Origin of the sequence: Bradyrhizobium australiense, from assembly GCF_013114825.1 — a bacterium.
Classification (GTDB): Bacteria; Pseudomonadota; Alphaproteobacteria; order Rhizobiales; family Xanthobacteraceae; genus Bradyrhizobium; species Bradyrhizobium australiense.
Map to the genome: position 1 here is coordinate 371,833 of NZ_JAAVLX010000005.1, position 15,329 is coordinate 387,161.

Consider the following 15,329-nt stretch of genomic DNA (forward strand, 5'->3'; position numbering starts at 1 on the left):
TCCTCAAGGCTAGTCACGTGACTCAAAAGTGCGCCACATGAACTCTCCTGGGCTTTGTGGCAGAAGCGTTTGACGGAAGCCAAAATCTGGTACGCCGACTGGTCCATTGAAGCGCTTCTGATTTCTGCTGTGCCGATCGATGAAGGTACGGATGTCGGCCTCGAGCTGCCCGACGGAGGTGCGGACACCTCGCTGGATCGGCTTTCTGGTGAGTTCAGCCAACCAGCGCTCGGCCTGATGGATCCATGACGCGGACGTCAGCGTAACATAGACATGATAATGAGGCCGGCGGGCGAGCCATGCTTTGATCTTGGGCGTCTTGTGGGTGGCGTAGTGATCGATGACGATATGGACATCCAGCCCTTCAGGAACTTGAGCATCGATCTCTTCTTGAGAAAGTGGCGGGAAACAGCCTGGAATCGTTTGTCACCGAGCGGTTCACCAAAGGCGGAGATTATTGGCTCCGGCGCGATCTCGAATCCCATTCGGGAAGCGTTCTATGCCGCTGATTGAGGTTCGACACCCAGCGCTCTTCTGATCACGATCGTCGGATCTGCCCCGCGAGGCTGACACGTCCGAGTTAGGCCATGAGCATCGGTCGAAGGCCAGCATCAACACTGTCCGATTCACCCCAGAGAGTGTTGCAAAAGTCGAAAGTCGCAAGGCTCAGGAATTTTCACGAAAGCACCAAGCAGCGAGCGATCGCTGATCGTATGACCTCACTCGCGTTATTAAAGTCGCCTGTGAAATTTTGCGTGACGCCGTGAGGTCCCTCACATTTTGTATACGGAATTCGCGCCCACGGCCCGCAGAATTGTGGTCATCGGCGAAAATCGACTTTTGCAACACAATCCCCCAGAAAGCGGACCGCGCGTCGTTGGTGATGGTCTTCGGCTTGGGGCCAAGAGCGGGCATTCAGCTCGCTCCTAGCCCTAATCGCGGGGGCCCTGCCGCGGCTGAGGATTGTTGGCGGGGTTGGTATCGTACTTCGATATCCGCGTAATGAGCCCGCTAGTGGTGAGCGGTTGCAAGTCCGCCTCCAGCGCGTCGGCAATCTCCTTGGCATAGATCTTCCGCTCGTCTACGTAGAGCGCAAAGGACTTCAAATACTTTTCCTTCTTCGCTGCATTCTCGATCGTCGCCTTTGTCCACTGGTAGAGCGGATAGTTTTCGACGCCGTGCTCTTCTGCTGCGGCGACATACTCCGCAAAGGCATCGAACTGGCATTTCGGTGCAGCGCGATGCTTGGCAAGAATATCGAACAGCGGTGCCAGTGCCGGAACACGGAGTTTTCGGCCTACCGATTCCGCCGTAGCGGAATCATTCACGTCGAACCTAACCTGATACTGCCAGTGAGAAGCCACGCTATGCTCGCCTTCTGGTCGCACCCGATTTCCTCCTTTTTGCCATCGCAAGGCGCTACCGCTTCCTCACGAGAAGGTGTATCACAAGCTGGCCGCAATGTCAGGCCGACCGTTGGGTTAGTAGCTCCTCGTTTCAAGGCTCTCGTTGGACGAACGAACGTCGATCACCACCGGTTAAATGCCGCTGCCGATCTCCTCTATGCCATCACTTGCCGGCACCTTGAACTCAACTCGCTGTCCCTCGAGGTTGATTACCTCGGCCGTAGCGCACACGTGGTAGCCTACAGGCGTGGCGGCGCAGTGCTGTACGTCTACTGCAGCGCCGACCGCGCTCTTGATGAGGCTCGCGAAAATCAGATCTTCGTCAGATCCGCGCTGGCCGTTTGACCTCAACTAGTACAAGCAGCGAACGCGGGAGCATGGTCCATAACGGCCGGATCTCCGTGAATGTGCGAGCGCGTCATGGGCGGCTGCTTGGTGACCTTTACGCGCGTTACACTGCACCGGCCATCAATGCTGACGGGCACGTCACCCTCGATGGTGGCGCGACGAACGACGCGATGCTGGTCGCCGTAATCATTGACAGCATAATGGTGCGTGGCGCGGTTATCCCAGATCGCGACATCGCCCTCCCTCCAGTTCCAGCGCACGGTGTTTTCGGGCGCGGTGATATGAGACTGGAATATATCAAGCAGCTTTTGGCCGTCATATTTGGGGATGCCAAGAAAACGCTGTACCAAAGCGCCGAGCACTAGCGTCCGCTCTCCGGTCTCGGGGTGGACACGCACGACGGGATGCTCGGTTTCGAAGATGGTTCTGGTGAAGACCTCGTCAAAATGCTTCTTATCGACCTCACGGACTCGGGCCATTCCGGCATAGTCAAAGACGTTGCTGTGAACGGCCCAGAGCTCGTCTGCAAGCCGTTGCAGCGGTGGCGGCAGATCGAGATAAGCCGCCGCGGTGTTCGACCAGACCGTATCGCCGCCGAATAATGGGATCACTACGGCCCGCAGCACCAAAATCTTGGGATAGGCATCGGCGAAGGTCCCATCGGCGTGCCACACATCGGCCCGGCCCCCACCGCGAGCGGAGTCAAGCTCGAGGAGCGATGCCGTTCCCTTGGCAACGCCAAGCATCGGATGCGGCACCAGCTTCCCGAAACGGGCAGCAAATCGCTCCTGCTCGGCGTCACCGAGATGACTTTGGTCGCGGAAGAAGATCACCTTGTGGTCGAGCAGCAAGCGGTTCATTGCAGCGATCGTCTCGTCCGGCAAATCGCTCGAGAGCTTGATATTTCTGATTTCGGCGCCGATGCGCGCTGCGCGTTTGACGATATCGGTACGCGGAATGGCATTCTCGATCAAGGTCGTTTCGCTCATGGATGTTCCAGTCTTTGCGGTTTCTTCACCAAACGAACGTATTCAGCTGCGACCCGGAATCGGTGAACGCTAGATTGGTAATCATCAAAATCCGCGGCAATCGGCCGGTTGGTGCGCTGTTCGTACGACGCAAAATCGGCCACGCACCTATCGCAGCTGATCCGTACCCATTTTCGATGGGATGCGCCTGAAACTCGCCGGTGCCCCCTGCCTCCGTGCAGCATTAGCTTGATTGAGGATCGACAATCCCGCAGGTTCAACTTCGAAAAGTCTCATCGAGACTGCCTTCGATCATTGGTTTGGTGAAACTTCTCTACTATCGCAGATACGATCTCGTCCTTCTAAGAAGATACGAAGCGCCTGGTTTGCGGGCGGACGGCAGGTGACGTCACCCGGGTTTCAAGGCAGACCTCGCATTTAGCGAGTGATCTCCAGCAAGCACCGTGCCAGCCGCGAAAACGAGCCGCGAACGATTACCTGCCGGCAAGAGCGCCAAAGGAATCGCGAAAACCGGCGCGACGGTCACCGGATTAGGCCGATAATTCGATCAGATAGTCGGCTAGCCCCGATGGCCAGCGCGCGCGAAGAAGCAGGGCCTAACGATACGTGAGGTCGAGCGCCTAGGTCGGCGCCAACGGCACAAGGACGCATGATCGTTAGGCATCCGTCCGGCTCAGCACGAGAGACGATAGTCATCAGATGACCTTCCATCTTTCAACATCAGACACGTCGGGTTCAAGACGGAGGTGTCGGAGATCTGACAACCTGCAGCGTCGATGCAAAGGCATGCTGGCGGCTGCGCGTGTTTTCTCTCGTGAAGCAAGGCACACACCAAATTCCGGCACCATCGCGGCACCCCTGATCTCGATGTGGTGGCACCTGTCATTCCTGAGCTGCTCCGGCGATAGCCGACCGCCCGATGCGCGTAGACCCAGATCGAGTTACGGGTGCTGGTCGACAATACCGCCGGCGCATCGTTTGCAGCTCTCCGCGAGTGATCGAAAATCCTGTCACGAGAACATCGCGGTTCACGTTTGCGAGGTTACATTCTCAGGGAGAAGAGGACCGTGACCCCGCCTCGCTGCTAGTGTTCTGTCCCGCAAGTTCGTAGCATGGTTATTGCATGAGTTCCGGGTATCCCGATGAAGGAGATACCGATGCGCACCGGACGGGAAGGCGATGCTGACGATTTCGAGCGACGAAGACACGCAGCTCACGGCCATAACACGGTCGCGCTCGCTGTCGCGGCGCTGACGCAGCGAACAGAGATCGTGCTGGCCTGCCAACGTGAGCCGAGCAACATCGTCTTGGCGACGCGGCTAGGTGGTCGGCCCAATAGGATCGGCAAACGACCCAATCGCTTTATCGCCAATCGAATCGCCGATCATCTACGATGAGACGCGTACCAGCGGAGCCCGCGCGGTTGAGGGTGAGGCTGTGGCTGATCAGCAAGACACTGCTCGCAGGCCCAAAGCCGCAATCCATTGGACCGTGCGCCGATCTAAAGGGACGGACATTGCCAAAAGCACCGTTCATCGCCTGTTCCAACTCTCCGGTTTGCGGCCTCACTGTACCCGCAGCTTTAAACCCTCGACCGATGCTTTTTTGTCGAGAAGTCCCGCTTCCGGAAGATTGGAAGGCGATGGAGGAGATTGCTCGCATGAGTGAGAAGGGCGATGACGCGGCCGCCATCGAGGAGCTGCTCCAATTGCTGATCGACATCCTATCGTCAGCAACTCGGCTTCCGCGCGGCCCAGAAAGCGATGCAGCGTTACTGCAGATAGGGGAACTTCAAAAAAGTGTAGGCGTGGTCCTGCTGAAGCGGTTTTACGATAAAGCATAGCGAGCTCCCATTGCCGTGGGGCAGGACGGACAATCTGCTTCAACTTACGACGGAGCCGCCTAAGGCCCGCAGCGAGATGTCGGATCTCGCTTGGCGCTGATGACTCCAGGCGAATCTATACCCACCCCATCCAAATCGTTACAGTTAGCAATCTCGGCGAAGCACAGTGATGGAGCGCGCAGCTTCGGCACGGAGGCGCACATCAGAGTCGAGCTCTTGGGCTGCCGCGAGACTTGGCATCGCTGCACTTCACGTGCCAGCGTGGTGAAGACGTGAAGAAAATGCAAGGGGCTATCCGCCGAAAGGCGAGAATGCGCAACAGCTCCCATACTTCCTCCGCGGTCCAGTAAGGGGCCGCGATATGCGGCAGAAAGTGCGCTGGTTGCGAGCGGCTTGATAAATGGGGCCCATAACCAGGCAGACCTTGAAGGGAGCACATTGCATATCGCGCACAACGTTCTGTTCGGATTTTAGCTTCTAGACACTCGTGCTGAAGCACCATCGGCTATTTTGTTTCAGGGGAGGGTGAGAGATAGGACAATGCAAGCGCTAAGCGTCTGCGGACTACCGGCGCGGCCGTAAAGTTCTGAACGCCGCCGAGCGGCGGCGGTTTGCTAGGAGCCGCTACTCGGGTCGCTCCGAAATCGGTCGGTTGTGCCGCCCTTTTCACTCAGCGGCAACAAGACCTCCGAAATCTTTCTATCGGTACCGGCCGCATTGAACTCGATAGCTGCATCGTAAACTGTCCCGACGCTCAAACGCCTCAAGCCCGGTACGCGAAAAAGCCCGGTACTTTCCACCATGTGTGCTGTGATGATGCCGCTCGATTACGCGCTCATAAAGAGGCCCACCGCCCGGATCGAGTAGTGCATCGAGAAGCTTGCTGAGGCTGTCGAACCCGTGATCTTACGGGGCTATCACGGCTGCAGCACGGCCGACGCCGGCATTTATCACCGTGAGGAACTTCGCACGAACGACCGCGGGGTGATGACCGAAAGATTGCGGCTCATCACCGATGGCGAGCAGTCCAATCGCAAAGAACTCTTCGATTTCTTACAGCATATATTACAAAATCCGAACGTGCGCACTGTCGTGCTTTACGGGTCCTACCATGACGATGGAATCGGTCCTTGAAGAAGCTCTTGCAGGCCCGAACAGCACTCTCGCAGCGGCAGTCTCCGGCAGCCCTGACCAAGAGAGTTGAGGAGGCGGACAGCTTAATCGAGCCGGCTGTGCTTTACCAAACATCAATTCTCAACGTGCGGGTTTTTGGCCAAATTCATAAAGCTGAAGCGAGGCGAGCAAGTTCGGTTAGCTAGTGCAACGGAGGACTGGCCGGATGGCTTCATCGGAGACCTCGTAGGTGATGCAGGCCGGCCGCAAGCAAGGTGACGAATAGCGAACGAAGAATGTCAATAAAAGAGCCCGATCGCCAAGAATTGCTGACGAGTTGCGCGTGAGGCCGAGGTCCTCATCGACCTTGTGGTATGGCGAAGCGCGCGGTTCCGCGGGCCGCGCTCACAAATCAGACCCGAAGTTTGAGCAGACTGCGTGCTCATCGTCTCATGCGCTGGCTCCGCCGCGATGCTTATCCAGTGCGGTATCAAGGCACCTGATCAAGGTCTGTCCGGCAAAGGGCTTGGCCAGGAAGCAAATTGCTCCGGCGCTCAGCGCGCGCGCGCGAACGCGATCATCGGGAAAGGCAGTGATGAAAATGAACGGTGCACGGTAACCTTGAGCCCGCATATGTGTCAGCAGGTCCAAGCCGCTCATAATCGACATCTGCACATCCGCAATCACACACGATGTTCCGTTCAGGTGGGGCGAGCGCAAGAACTCCTCGGCCGACACAAATGTATGAACGATATAGCCGCGGGACTTCAAAAGATTATCTATCGCAGCACGTACCGATCCGTCGTCATCGACGATGGAAATGAGCGGAGGCGTGGACAAGACGATGCCCTCTAACGCGGGAAAGGCGCTTGCCGAAGCATAGTCGCCTGGACCAAGGGTGGGCTTGCGGGATGAAATTGTAAACTCATACTTAGGCTTATTCGGGCTGGTTGGCACAAATTCCGAGGGTCTCAGCCATTCTGATTAAATCGGCCAGCGACCGTGCCCCCATTTTCTTCATCACTCGTCCGCGATAGATCTTGACGGTAATTTCGGCGAGCTCGAGCTCTGCCGCTACTTGTTTGTTCATAAGGCCAGCAGCGACCAGTTTCATCACTGCCTGTTCGCGAGGGCTTAACGTCTCGAACAAGGATTGCAGGTTCGCAACTGTCTTCTCAACCTCCCGCCTCTTGCGATCCCGTTCGGTCGCGGCGACGACGGCGTCAAGCAGCTCCTGATCGCGGAACGGTTTGGTAAGAAAATCGACCGCTCCACCTTTCATGGCCTTGACGCTCATTGGAATGTCGCCGTGGCCAGTGATGAAAATAATCGGAATGTGAAGGTTCAACTTGGCTAGCTCGGTCTGCAGCTCGAGGCCGCTCAATCCCGGCAGCCTGACGTCAAGGACGAGGCAGCTGGCAACCTCCGGAAGCTTGCCTTGCAGCATTTCCTTGGCCGATCCGAACGCAGCAACGTCCAAGTTCACCGATCGAAAAAGATTCGAGAGCGAACGACGTATTGAGACGTCGTCGTCGATCACGAACACGATCGCCCTTCCGCTGGGCTCCTCGGCCTTCACGCCTTGGTGCGGCGAGTCGGAGAGCCCGGTCACGACACGACCTCTTTATGCAACGGCAGGACGAATTGAAACGTCGCGCCCGGCTCTTGCTTGCGAGCGATCGATAGGCTCCCGCCGTGAGCCTCCACAATCGAACGGCAGATCGAAAGCCCCATTCCAAGGCCGCTTGATTTAGTGGTGAAAAAGGGATTGAACACGCGATCCTCGTCGTCCTCGGTGATCCCGATACCGCAATCAGTCACGGCGAGGTGCACGCGTCCCATATCATCTTCGGATGACTGAATCACCAGTTCGCGCGGCCGGTCCCTGACCGCTTGCATGGCCTCAATCCCATTCATCACTAGATTTGTGATCACCTGTTGCAGTTGAACCCGGTCACCCAGGATCAGGGGGAGGGCCGGCGCCAACTCGGTCCGCAACGAGACCTGATGGCTGACCAGCTCGCGTGTCAATAGCGCGATTACCTCCTTGACGATGTCATTGATATCAACCGGCGCCATCTCGACCTCGCCTTTCTTCGCAAGCGCGCGGATGCGGCGGATCACCTCGCTCGCTCGGATCCCGTCCTCGATGATCCACTCCACTGAGCAGCGCGCCGCGGAAAGATCAGGAGTTTCGCGACCAAGCCAACCCAGACAAGCCTCGCCATTGGTGACAATGGCGGCGAGCGGCTGGTTTATCTCGTGGGCGATGGAGGTTGTCAGTTCGCCCAGCGTCGTCACGCGCGTCACGTGCGCGAGCTCTGCCTGCGCTTTCCGCAGTTCTCGTTCGGCCTGATCTGCGCGGATCGTTGCGGTGATGTCGGTGCTGACGCCGCGATAGCCAAGGAAATTGCCGTCAGCATCAAAGAATGGCTTGCCGCTGGTCCGGACGTAAATTGTAGATCCCATCTGGGTATCGGTGCGATAGATGAAATCGCGAAATGGAAGACGTGCATCGAGTGTCGCCCGATGCTGCCGCCACTTCTCGGGTTCTGCTTCGACATCGCGCGCTATTTCCCAGCGAAGCAGGCCGATGACCTCTGTGGCCGGAATGCCTACTGCGTTGGTGTGCTCCGATAAAAGGGTGACCCGGTGGTCCGGCCCGGTCTCCCAGAGCCAGTCGGAGGCGGTTTCGGCGTAGTCGCGAAAACGCTGCTCGCTTTCGCGTAACGCAGCAAGAGCCTTTTCCAGTAGTTCCCTGGCCGCATGTTGCTCGGTGACATCCATATGCGTTCCGATGAGCTCGCTGACGTGGCCATCGCTGCCGACCACGGCGTGCGCAACGGAATGTATGCGCCTTATCGCGCCATCTGGAAGAAGGATTCGGAAATCATATTCGAAATGCCCTCCTTTGTCTTCGATAGCCTGGCGCGGCACTTCCTGAAGCCGCGGCAAGTCGTCTGGATGGATCCGCGACCGGATGGTCTCTATCGATACAGCCTGTTCCGGATCGAAGCCAAACAGACGATCGATTTCGGCGGAGCGATACACAAATTCGAGACGGTGGACGTCCCAGGACCAACTGCCCGTGTGGCTGAGATGCTGGGCTTCGGCCAGATAGGCCTCGCTACGACGCAACTGCTGTTCCGCCTGCTTTGCAGCCGTGATGTCCGTCACTGCCCCGACAAACTCGATATCACCAGAGGCGTTTCTGAAGGCTCGTACCACCGCGTGGAGGTGCTTCACCGAGCCGTCCGGCATCAGCAGTCGGTATTCGTGCTCGAAATCCTCTTCGTTTTGGAGCGCTCGTTCGATGGTCTCTCGCACGGCAGCCCGATCTTCTGGATGGGTTCGATCAACGACGAGTTGCGGCGTCGGTTCGGTCGACGGATCGTATTGGAAAATACGAAACGTCTCCTTTGACCAGTGGACCTCGCCGGTGGCGACGTTCCAGCCGAAGCTGCCGGTGCGGCTCAATTCCTGCGCCTGGGCCAGATGGGCTTCGCTCCGCCGCAGGGCAGTTTCCGTCCGCTTTCGCTCGGTGATATCTTCGCAGGCGATAAGGACGACGAGCTTGTCTTCTGCCCACTGCATGGCTTTGGCGTTTTCGCGCACCCACAGCACTGAGCCATCCTTCCTGATCTTCTGGATCTCCCAAGTGTGCGATTGGCCGACCGTTTTTATGCACAGCCCGACGCGCTCGCGAACAAACGGACGATCTTCTTCCAGAAATACCTTCAGAACGGAATGCCCGACAAGCTCCGAGGGCGCATAGCCGAGCTGTGTTGCGCCAAACGTATTGACGTTCAGGACCGTTCCGGTGGGGTTGACCATGAAGTGCATGACCGGATTATGCTCGAAAATTTCGCGCCACTGTTTCTCGCGGTCGCGCAACTCAGCCTCGCTGCGCCGGAGCCTGGCTGCGGCCTCAAGCGCAACCTCCCTTTCTCGGCGGACTTTTCCAATCAGGTGCGTTCCGACAATTGAGGCAACAAGGAAGGCCACAACCACAGGAAGATCCCGCGGATCGTCGAGATTGAAAGTGGGCGGCGCAAAGAAGTAGGCCAAAGCAGCGAATGGCAAGATGAAAAGCGTGGCAGAGGGGATGAAGCTGCCCATCAGAGAAAACACCAATATCATTTCCAAATAGCCGAACGCCGTCGCGGCGAACTGGGTGTGAAGGTACAACGAAGTTAGCGTCATCAACTCCAGCGGGAAAAACTGGTCGCTGAGCGTCCGAACTTGAACTTATTAAGCTGGTTACGCATCATCCTAAACTATCGAAAGGAGCTGGAGAACTATACGAATGTTTTACCTCGACCTCGCGCAGTAGCTAGCGCTAGCATTATCATGCCTCGGCACAATTAAGTCATTGATCTCAATGGTTTACCCGGAAGGGCGACTTCCGTGCTCCCGGGCTTTGATGAGCCGAAAGAAATTCGCCATTGAGGCGGCCATCAAGACCTTCTTAGAACCCACACGGCAGTGCGCGTAGAACCAGTAGAGCGCAAAAATCAGGCCGGCACTTCACCCCGTATCAATCAACGGGAAGCCTTTGGCGAGATGCCTAATGTTGGCCAGTCTCCTAAATCTAGGCCTCGAGCCGGGCGTCGGCCAGGTATCGTGGAGCTCACCGGGCGAGATCTGGAGGCGGACCGGGCGGCCTTTCGTCGACCCGCGCGTGGACTTTAGTGGCGAGGCCTCCTCGGCTTCGGCCCACCCAACGATTTCCACTCTCTTTTGGCTCCGCGGGCGTGCTGATGGACGCATAGAATCGAACTGCCATCGTGAGCCTTGAGGAGAGCATTCATCAGGTCGATCCCAGATAGCCGCCTTTCGCCACCGGTTGAACCGATTGTAGCGGTCGTGTGCGGCCTGTATCGTTCCGGCAAGTGAAGGCCGGTGCCGCAGCTGAGTAGATTTCATCAACATCGCCACGACAACGCGACCAAACTTAGTGAGCTCCGCTTCTGTATTGTTAGGTTTGATGGATTGCGCTCCGACCTGTTTGGCCCGGAGCTGACCAGCATTTGGCGTCTGAAGGCGGTCCGCAGCGGCGCTTTGCAGCAGCCGTTAGCGTCTACGGTGTCGCTTAGGCCGCTCGGTAATATCGTCTTGCTCGCCAAGGAAAGCCAAGCTCGCATGGAAGATGAAAGTTGCCACCGGCGTCTTTTCGAAGGGTGGAGGATGCGCGTCATGGCCAGCTGCGTCAGAGCGCGCCCAAATCAACTACCAAATTCAGCAATTGATGGAACTGACGGACACATGGCAAGCAGCATCAATGAACCCGCGCGGCGGCCAAATCAAGGTAGTACGGATGCAAGATATGAAAAGCTTTGATGCAATGCCATTTCGGGCGTGCGCGTCAATGCCGGGGATGGAGTGAAGCTTGGTCAAAGCAAGAGCGACGACAAAGTCGCGGGTTGGAAAGCCCACGCTTTCCGCTCCAGACGATGATCCCTATCTGTGGTTGGAACAGATCGAAGGCGCGCGGGCGCTAAGATTTGTCGAGCGGCAGAATGGCATGACTCTGCAGGTGTTTGGCGGCGCGGCATTCGAGCGGGATCGCGATGCGCTGACCTCGATTTATGACCGACCGGACAATATCCCCTATGTCGGCCGGTGCGGCGGCCATCTTTACAATCTCTGGAAGGATGCCAACAATCCACGCGGCCTCTGGCGACGAACCACTCTGGAAGAATTTCGTAGGCCGAAGCCGTCATGGGAAGTTCTGCTCGACGTCGATCAGCTTGCTATCAGCGAAGGCGAAGACTGGCTTCTGAAATCGACGGCCTCACTCGCCGGGGATCATAAACGGACGATTTTGAGCCTATCGCGCGGCGGCAGCGATGCCGTCACCTTGCGTGAGTTCGATACGGACTCGAAGGCCTTTGTGAGCGATGGCTTCGTCTTGCCGGAAGCCAAGGGCGCGGTTGAATGGCTCGATCCCGATACGCTGGTGCTGTCGAGCTCGCATGGGCAGGGCATGGCGACGACCTCCGGCTATGCGCGTACGGTGAGGCTGTGGCGGCGCGGTACGCAGGCCGATCAAGCGACAGCGATCTTTGAGATCGCAGCCGATCATGTCGGAGTAGGCTGCAATGTCGACCACACCGTTGCGCCGCCGCGGATTTGGTTCGTCGATCGGGTGGACACCTTCAATTTTGCCATCTGGCTTGGCGACGAATTCGGTGCCACGACTAAACTCAAGCTGCCAAGCAACATCTTGATGCTCCCCCATCGCGATTGGCTTGCCATCAAGCTGCGCGAATCCTGGTCTGTGGCGGGGCAGACCTATGCCGCGGATACGGTGCTCGTCATCTCGTTGGCGGCGTTCCTGGAAGGCAATCGTCAGTTCGAGGTTCTTTTCGAACCAGGCCCGCGCCGCGCGCTGCAGGGGTTCTTTTGGAGTGCCGGCAAGCTTGTGTTTTCCATTCTCAACGAACTGCGGCCGCTCTTCGAGATATGCACGCCGTCCGAAAAGGGGTGGAGCCGCGCGCAGCTGCGCGGGTTAGCCGACATCGGGGTCGTCGACCTCTGGCCCCTTGATTGCGATCCATCCGAAGGCAACGGCGACCTGCTCGTCGGGAGCCAGGATCCGCTCACGCCAGCTTCGCTTATGCTGATCGAGAAAAACGTCGCCAGTCCGACCGTGCTCAAGCAGGCGCCGAAGACCTTTACCGTGGATGGGCTGGTGGTCACCCAACATCAAGCCATTTCGATTGATGGCGAGCGCATTCCCTATGTACAGACCGGTCCGGCCGACGAGACGGGCGATGCGCCCGTCCATATGAGCGGCTACGGCGGCTTTGGGATCTCCGTGAGGCCGTACTACAATTCAGCGCTTGGCAAGCTTTGGCTCGAGCGCGGCGGCACCACGGTGCAGGCGAATTTGCGCGGCGGCGGCGAGTTCGGTACGCGCTGGCACGATGCCGGCCGGCTCGGTGGTAAGAAATTGTCGCACGACGACTTCGCTGCCGTTGCCGCCGATCTCGTGCGTCGCGGCGTGACGGCCCCGAAGCGGATCGCAGCCCAGGGCGGATCGAACGGCGGCATCCTCATCACCAATATGCTGACGCGCTATCCGGAACGCTTCGGCGCGCTGTTCTGCACGATCCCGCTGATCGACATGCGCCGCTACACCAAGCTCCTGGCAGGAGCAAGCTGGATTGCAGAATATGGGAACCCTGATAAGCTCGATGAGTGGGAGTGGCTCAAGACCTATTCCGCGTATCATGCCGCCAAGCGCGGCCAAAAATACCCGCCGATCCTGATCGCCACTACGCGGCGGGACGATCGTGTTCATCCCGGACACGCGCGCAAGATGGCCGCGAAGCTCCAGGCGATGGGCTACGAGGCCTATTTTTACGAGCCGGCGGCGGGCGGCCATGGTTACGGCCGGGACAACAGGGAGCGCGCCGGCTTCGAGGTGCTGGGCTTTCGATTCCTGAAGAGCAAGATCGGCTGGCTGGACGGCGAGGCTTAGGCGGACCCGCCTTGTGATCCCACAAACTCCAGCGTGATGGTTGCATGACATTATCAGCGAGTCAGCCGGAGAAGGCGAGCAGCTTGCGCAACTCACTCGACGTCGACAAGGTCGCTACTCTTCATTCGAGATTGCGTGGGCGCAAGAGCCAGTGTTTTTGTGCATGCTACAATCTGCGGGCCGATAAAGCTTTGCCATGTCGCGGATGAGCTGAGGTGTCGAGAAATTAACATGCGCGGCTCCTTCTCGGCGGTACTGATCTCAGAACGGCTCGATATCGACGTTCGGGAGCGCTTTCCATTGCTTCATGAAGTCTGCGGTTGGCGCGATCACGTCAATGGTTGAGGCATTTTGAGCGGGGCGATAGCCTCGAGCGCGATCAGGCGGCTTCCGGAAGAGCGGAATCCTTGAAGCCCTGTTTTAATTAACCGCCGTCGCGGGAAGCTCCTGCCACGAGCTGGCCGGCCAGGCGCCCGTTGAGCAACCGAACGCGAGCTCGCTTCCTCAGAGGGGCCAATCCGCGATCATCTCGGCGTCGCATCAGAGCTGACCCTTGCTTTCTTGATGGACCCAGCATTTTCCGGTACGTCAGCCCTGTACGGATTCGGTTTGCTGGCCGTCGCGCCATATCAATTTCGTTCTCCCTTTCGTCGTCCGAGCAGATAGCAGCCTTAGAAACATGCGGGCTAGCGTGACAACGTAAATCCGCTAACGAACGCACATGCGCGATGGCACTCACATCCTCATCTAGGCGCGGCTCGCAATCGATGGCCTCATTCTGAAAGCGATGCCAGTACGTCAGGCCTTGGACTGAAACCCACGAGTCAGTGGGTATGCGCATCAAGACGGCTACGCGGCGGCAAGGCAAGTTGTCCGGCGAGAAAGGTGCCGGCCGCTGGATCTCAATCCGCGAATCTTCTTCGGATCCTTCGCCGATGTCCAGCGCCTGAAATACGACATTTTTCTAGGCCTGAGGTATGTGCGCCCAAAGACGATTTCGTCGCGGGGCTTTGCCGATTCGTTTTGGATTGTCGTTCTGCGAGAACCGTTGGTTGAGGTGCGCGCTTGCGGGGTTTTGAGGGAACTGCGCCGGGCGAGCACGACGAAGTGCATTCGCTTCCGACGGATCCCCCCATTCAGCTTTCAGATTTCCCTGCGGCGCATGGGATCGTCCAACGGTCGTTCCTGGCTCTTGGGCTCAGTTTTCTCCAAAAATGCCAGTGCGGCGTCGATCTGCCCAAGTTGACGTCCGATCTGGTGTCGCTCGTGAGCTTCTTCGGTGACCCCCAGTTGCTCGATGAGCTTCTGTTTACGCGCGAGCAAATTCTTGATGAGTGTGGTCACCGAACGGCCCAGACGCAGCCAACAAGCATCGCGGCGAAAACGACTGCGGCGCCGATTCCGAGGGCAATTTCCATCGCATTACTCCGTCATTCTCTACACGGTTCCCATCAGCCGGTTTATGCAAAGAACCAGTCTTCCGGTAATCGATATAAGCGCGTGATTTTCGGTGCCCTCACCGAGGAGTGGGTTAAGGTGTCGTAATCAAGACTGCTGTATGCTCGCAACAGCCTAGGTTTCCCTTGCCACGTGACGTCGCACCGTAGTGAAACATGTTCGCTAACGAACCGCTGACTTCGCATTGATTGTCATGGTCATATCCGTTTGCTCAGCTCGCGCGTACGGAGACACTGATCCTGTCGTACCCACGGGTTTGGTGTTCGAAGGACGTCACGGTGGAGAGCGCGAGCGAATGCGACCGCAGCTTCTCCAACATGCTGTTTCATTTCGCCTCACAGCAAACGGCGGGGCGCACCGGACGCTACCGAGCACGTGCAAAGTCCTCCCGTAACATTAGCGGTTCCACATGTGATCAGATCAGTCGTTGTGGTTGAACGAAGCAATCGGCGTGCCGATTCGAAAATTTGAGGTTCTACAGTCGCTTCGTACTGGATGTAGGTAGCGCCAAGTTGTGGGACATTGGTCTCAAAGCTGACAAAACGGCGCGGTTAGTGTCCGAATCTTCGCAAAGTTTTGAAGAACGGTGAATGCACCGGGCCCTCAGAAATGGCCGGTGCCGGCTCGACGCAGCAATCCAGTTCACCGATGCGCGACCGATACATATTGGCCCGCGCTGATTCTCT

At 57.8% G+C, this 15,329-nt stretch carries 11 protein-coding genes and 2 pseudogenes; 5 read left to right on the top strand and 8 right to left on the bottom strand.

All coding sequences use genetic code 11. From position 1 onward, the window contains the following. Nucleotides 1–26: 26 nt before the first annotated feature. A pseudogene (locus HCN58_RS17940) lies at nt 27–390 on the bottom strand (IS630 family transposase); the annotation flags it as partial. Between HCN58_RS17940 and HCN58_RS37445 the strand changes: the two are divergent. Beyond that, the gene (locus HCN58_RS37445; RefSeq protein WP_376701185.1) at nt 334–513 is read left to right on the top strand and encodes a hypothetical protein; all 180 of its coding nucleotides are present in this window, start codon (nt 334–336) and stop codon (nt 511–513) included. The pseudogene HCN58_RS17940 and the gene HCN58_RS37445 sit on opposite strands and share 57 nt — an antisense overlap. 419 nt (nt 514–932) lie before the next feature. Here HCN58_RS37445 and HCN58_RS17945 read toward each other — a convergent pair whose 3' ends face one another. From HCN58_RS17945 to HCN58_RS17955, 3 genes and pseudogenes are all read right to left on the bottom strand, one after another. Further along, entirely contained in the window at nt 933–1,364 is a 432-nt protein-coding gene (locus tag HCN58_RS17945; RefSeq protein WP_171580717.1) for a hypothetical protein, read from the bottom strand. Between the two features lie 174 nt (nt 1,365–1,538). Then, nucleotides 1,539–1,637, bottom strand: coding sequence for a hypothetical protein (locus HCN58_RS37450; protein WP_376701193.1), 99 nt, complete (start codon nt 1,635–1,637; stop codon nt 1,539–1,541). 200 nt (nt 1,638–1,837) lie between these two features. Continuing rightward, a pseudogene (locus HCN58_RS17955) lies at nt 1,838–2,743 on the bottom strand (TauD/TfdA dioxygenase family protein); the annotation flags it as partial. 1,157 nt (nt 2,744–3,900) lie between these two features. Between HCN58_RS17955 and HCN58_RS17960 the strand changes: the two are divergent. Both HCN58_RS17960 and HCN58_RS17965 read left to right on the top strand, forming a co-directional pair. Then, on the top strand, nt 3,901–4,140 hold the full coding sequence (locus HCN58_RS17960; RefSeq protein ID WP_171580720.1) for a hypothetical protein: 240 nt from the start codon (nt 3,901–3,903) through the stop codon (nt 4,138–4,140). 263 nt (nt 4,141–4,403) lie between these two features. After that, a complete protein-coding gene (locus HCN58_RS17965) occupies nt 4,404–4,586 on the top strand; it encodes a hypothetical protein (protein ID WP_171580721.1) in 183 nt (60 codons plus the stop codon). A gap of 1,563 nt (nt 4,587–6,149) precedes the next feature. Here the strand turns inward: HCN58_RS17965 and HCN58_RS17970 are convergent. The 3 genes from HCN58_RS17970 to HCN58_RS17980 all read right to left on the bottom strand — a co-directional run bounded on the left by HCN58_RS17970 (nt 6,150) and on the right by HCN58_RS17980 (nt 9,902). Next, nucleotides 6,150–6,539 carry a response regulator transcription factor gene (locus HCN58_RS17970; protein ID WP_171580722.1) on the bottom strand — a complete coding sequence of 130 codons (390 nt, stop codon included), beginning with the start codon at nt 6,537–6,539 and terminating at the stop codon, nt 6,150–6,152. A gap of 97 nt (nt 6,540–6,636) precedes the next feature. After that, a complete protein-coding gene (locus tag HCN58_RS17975) occupies nt 6,637–7,278 on the bottom strand; it encodes a response regulator transcription factor (RefSeq protein WP_311966837.1) in 642 nt (213 codons plus the stop codon). Nucleotides 7,279–7,307: 29 nt separating this feature from the next. Further along, nucleotides 7,308–9,902 carry a PAS domain S-box protein gene (locus tag HCN58_RS17980; RefSeq protein ID WP_171580724.1) on the bottom strand — a complete coding sequence of 865 codons (2,595 nt, stop codon included), beginning with the start codon at nt 9,900–9,902 and terminating at the stop codon, nt 7,308–7,310. A 946-nt stretch (nt 9,903–10,848) separates the two neighbouring features. On the opposite strand from HCN58_RS17980, the gene HCN58_RS17985 reads away from it, so the two are divergent. Then, nucleotides 10,849–11,085, top strand: coding sequence for a hypothetical protein (locus tag HCN58_RS17985; protein WP_171580725.1), 237 nt, complete (start codon nt 10,849–10,851; stop codon nt 11,083–11,085). 3 nt (nt 11,086–11,088) lie between these two features. Next, complete coding sequence (locus HCN58_RS17990; protein ID WP_171580726.1) at nt 11,089–13,185, top strand: prolyl oligopeptidase family serine peptidase; 2,097 nt, start codon at nt 11,089–11,091, stop codon at nt 13,183–13,185. Between the two features lie 1,143 nt (nt 13,186–14,328). Here HCN58_RS17990 and HCN58_RS17995 read toward each other — a convergent pair. Next, entirely contained in the window at nt 14,329–14,529 is a 201-nt protein-coding gene (locus HCN58_RS17995; RefSeq protein WP_171580727.1) for a hypothetical protein, read from the bottom strand. Between the last annotated feature and the right edge of the window lie 800 nt (nt 14,530–15,329).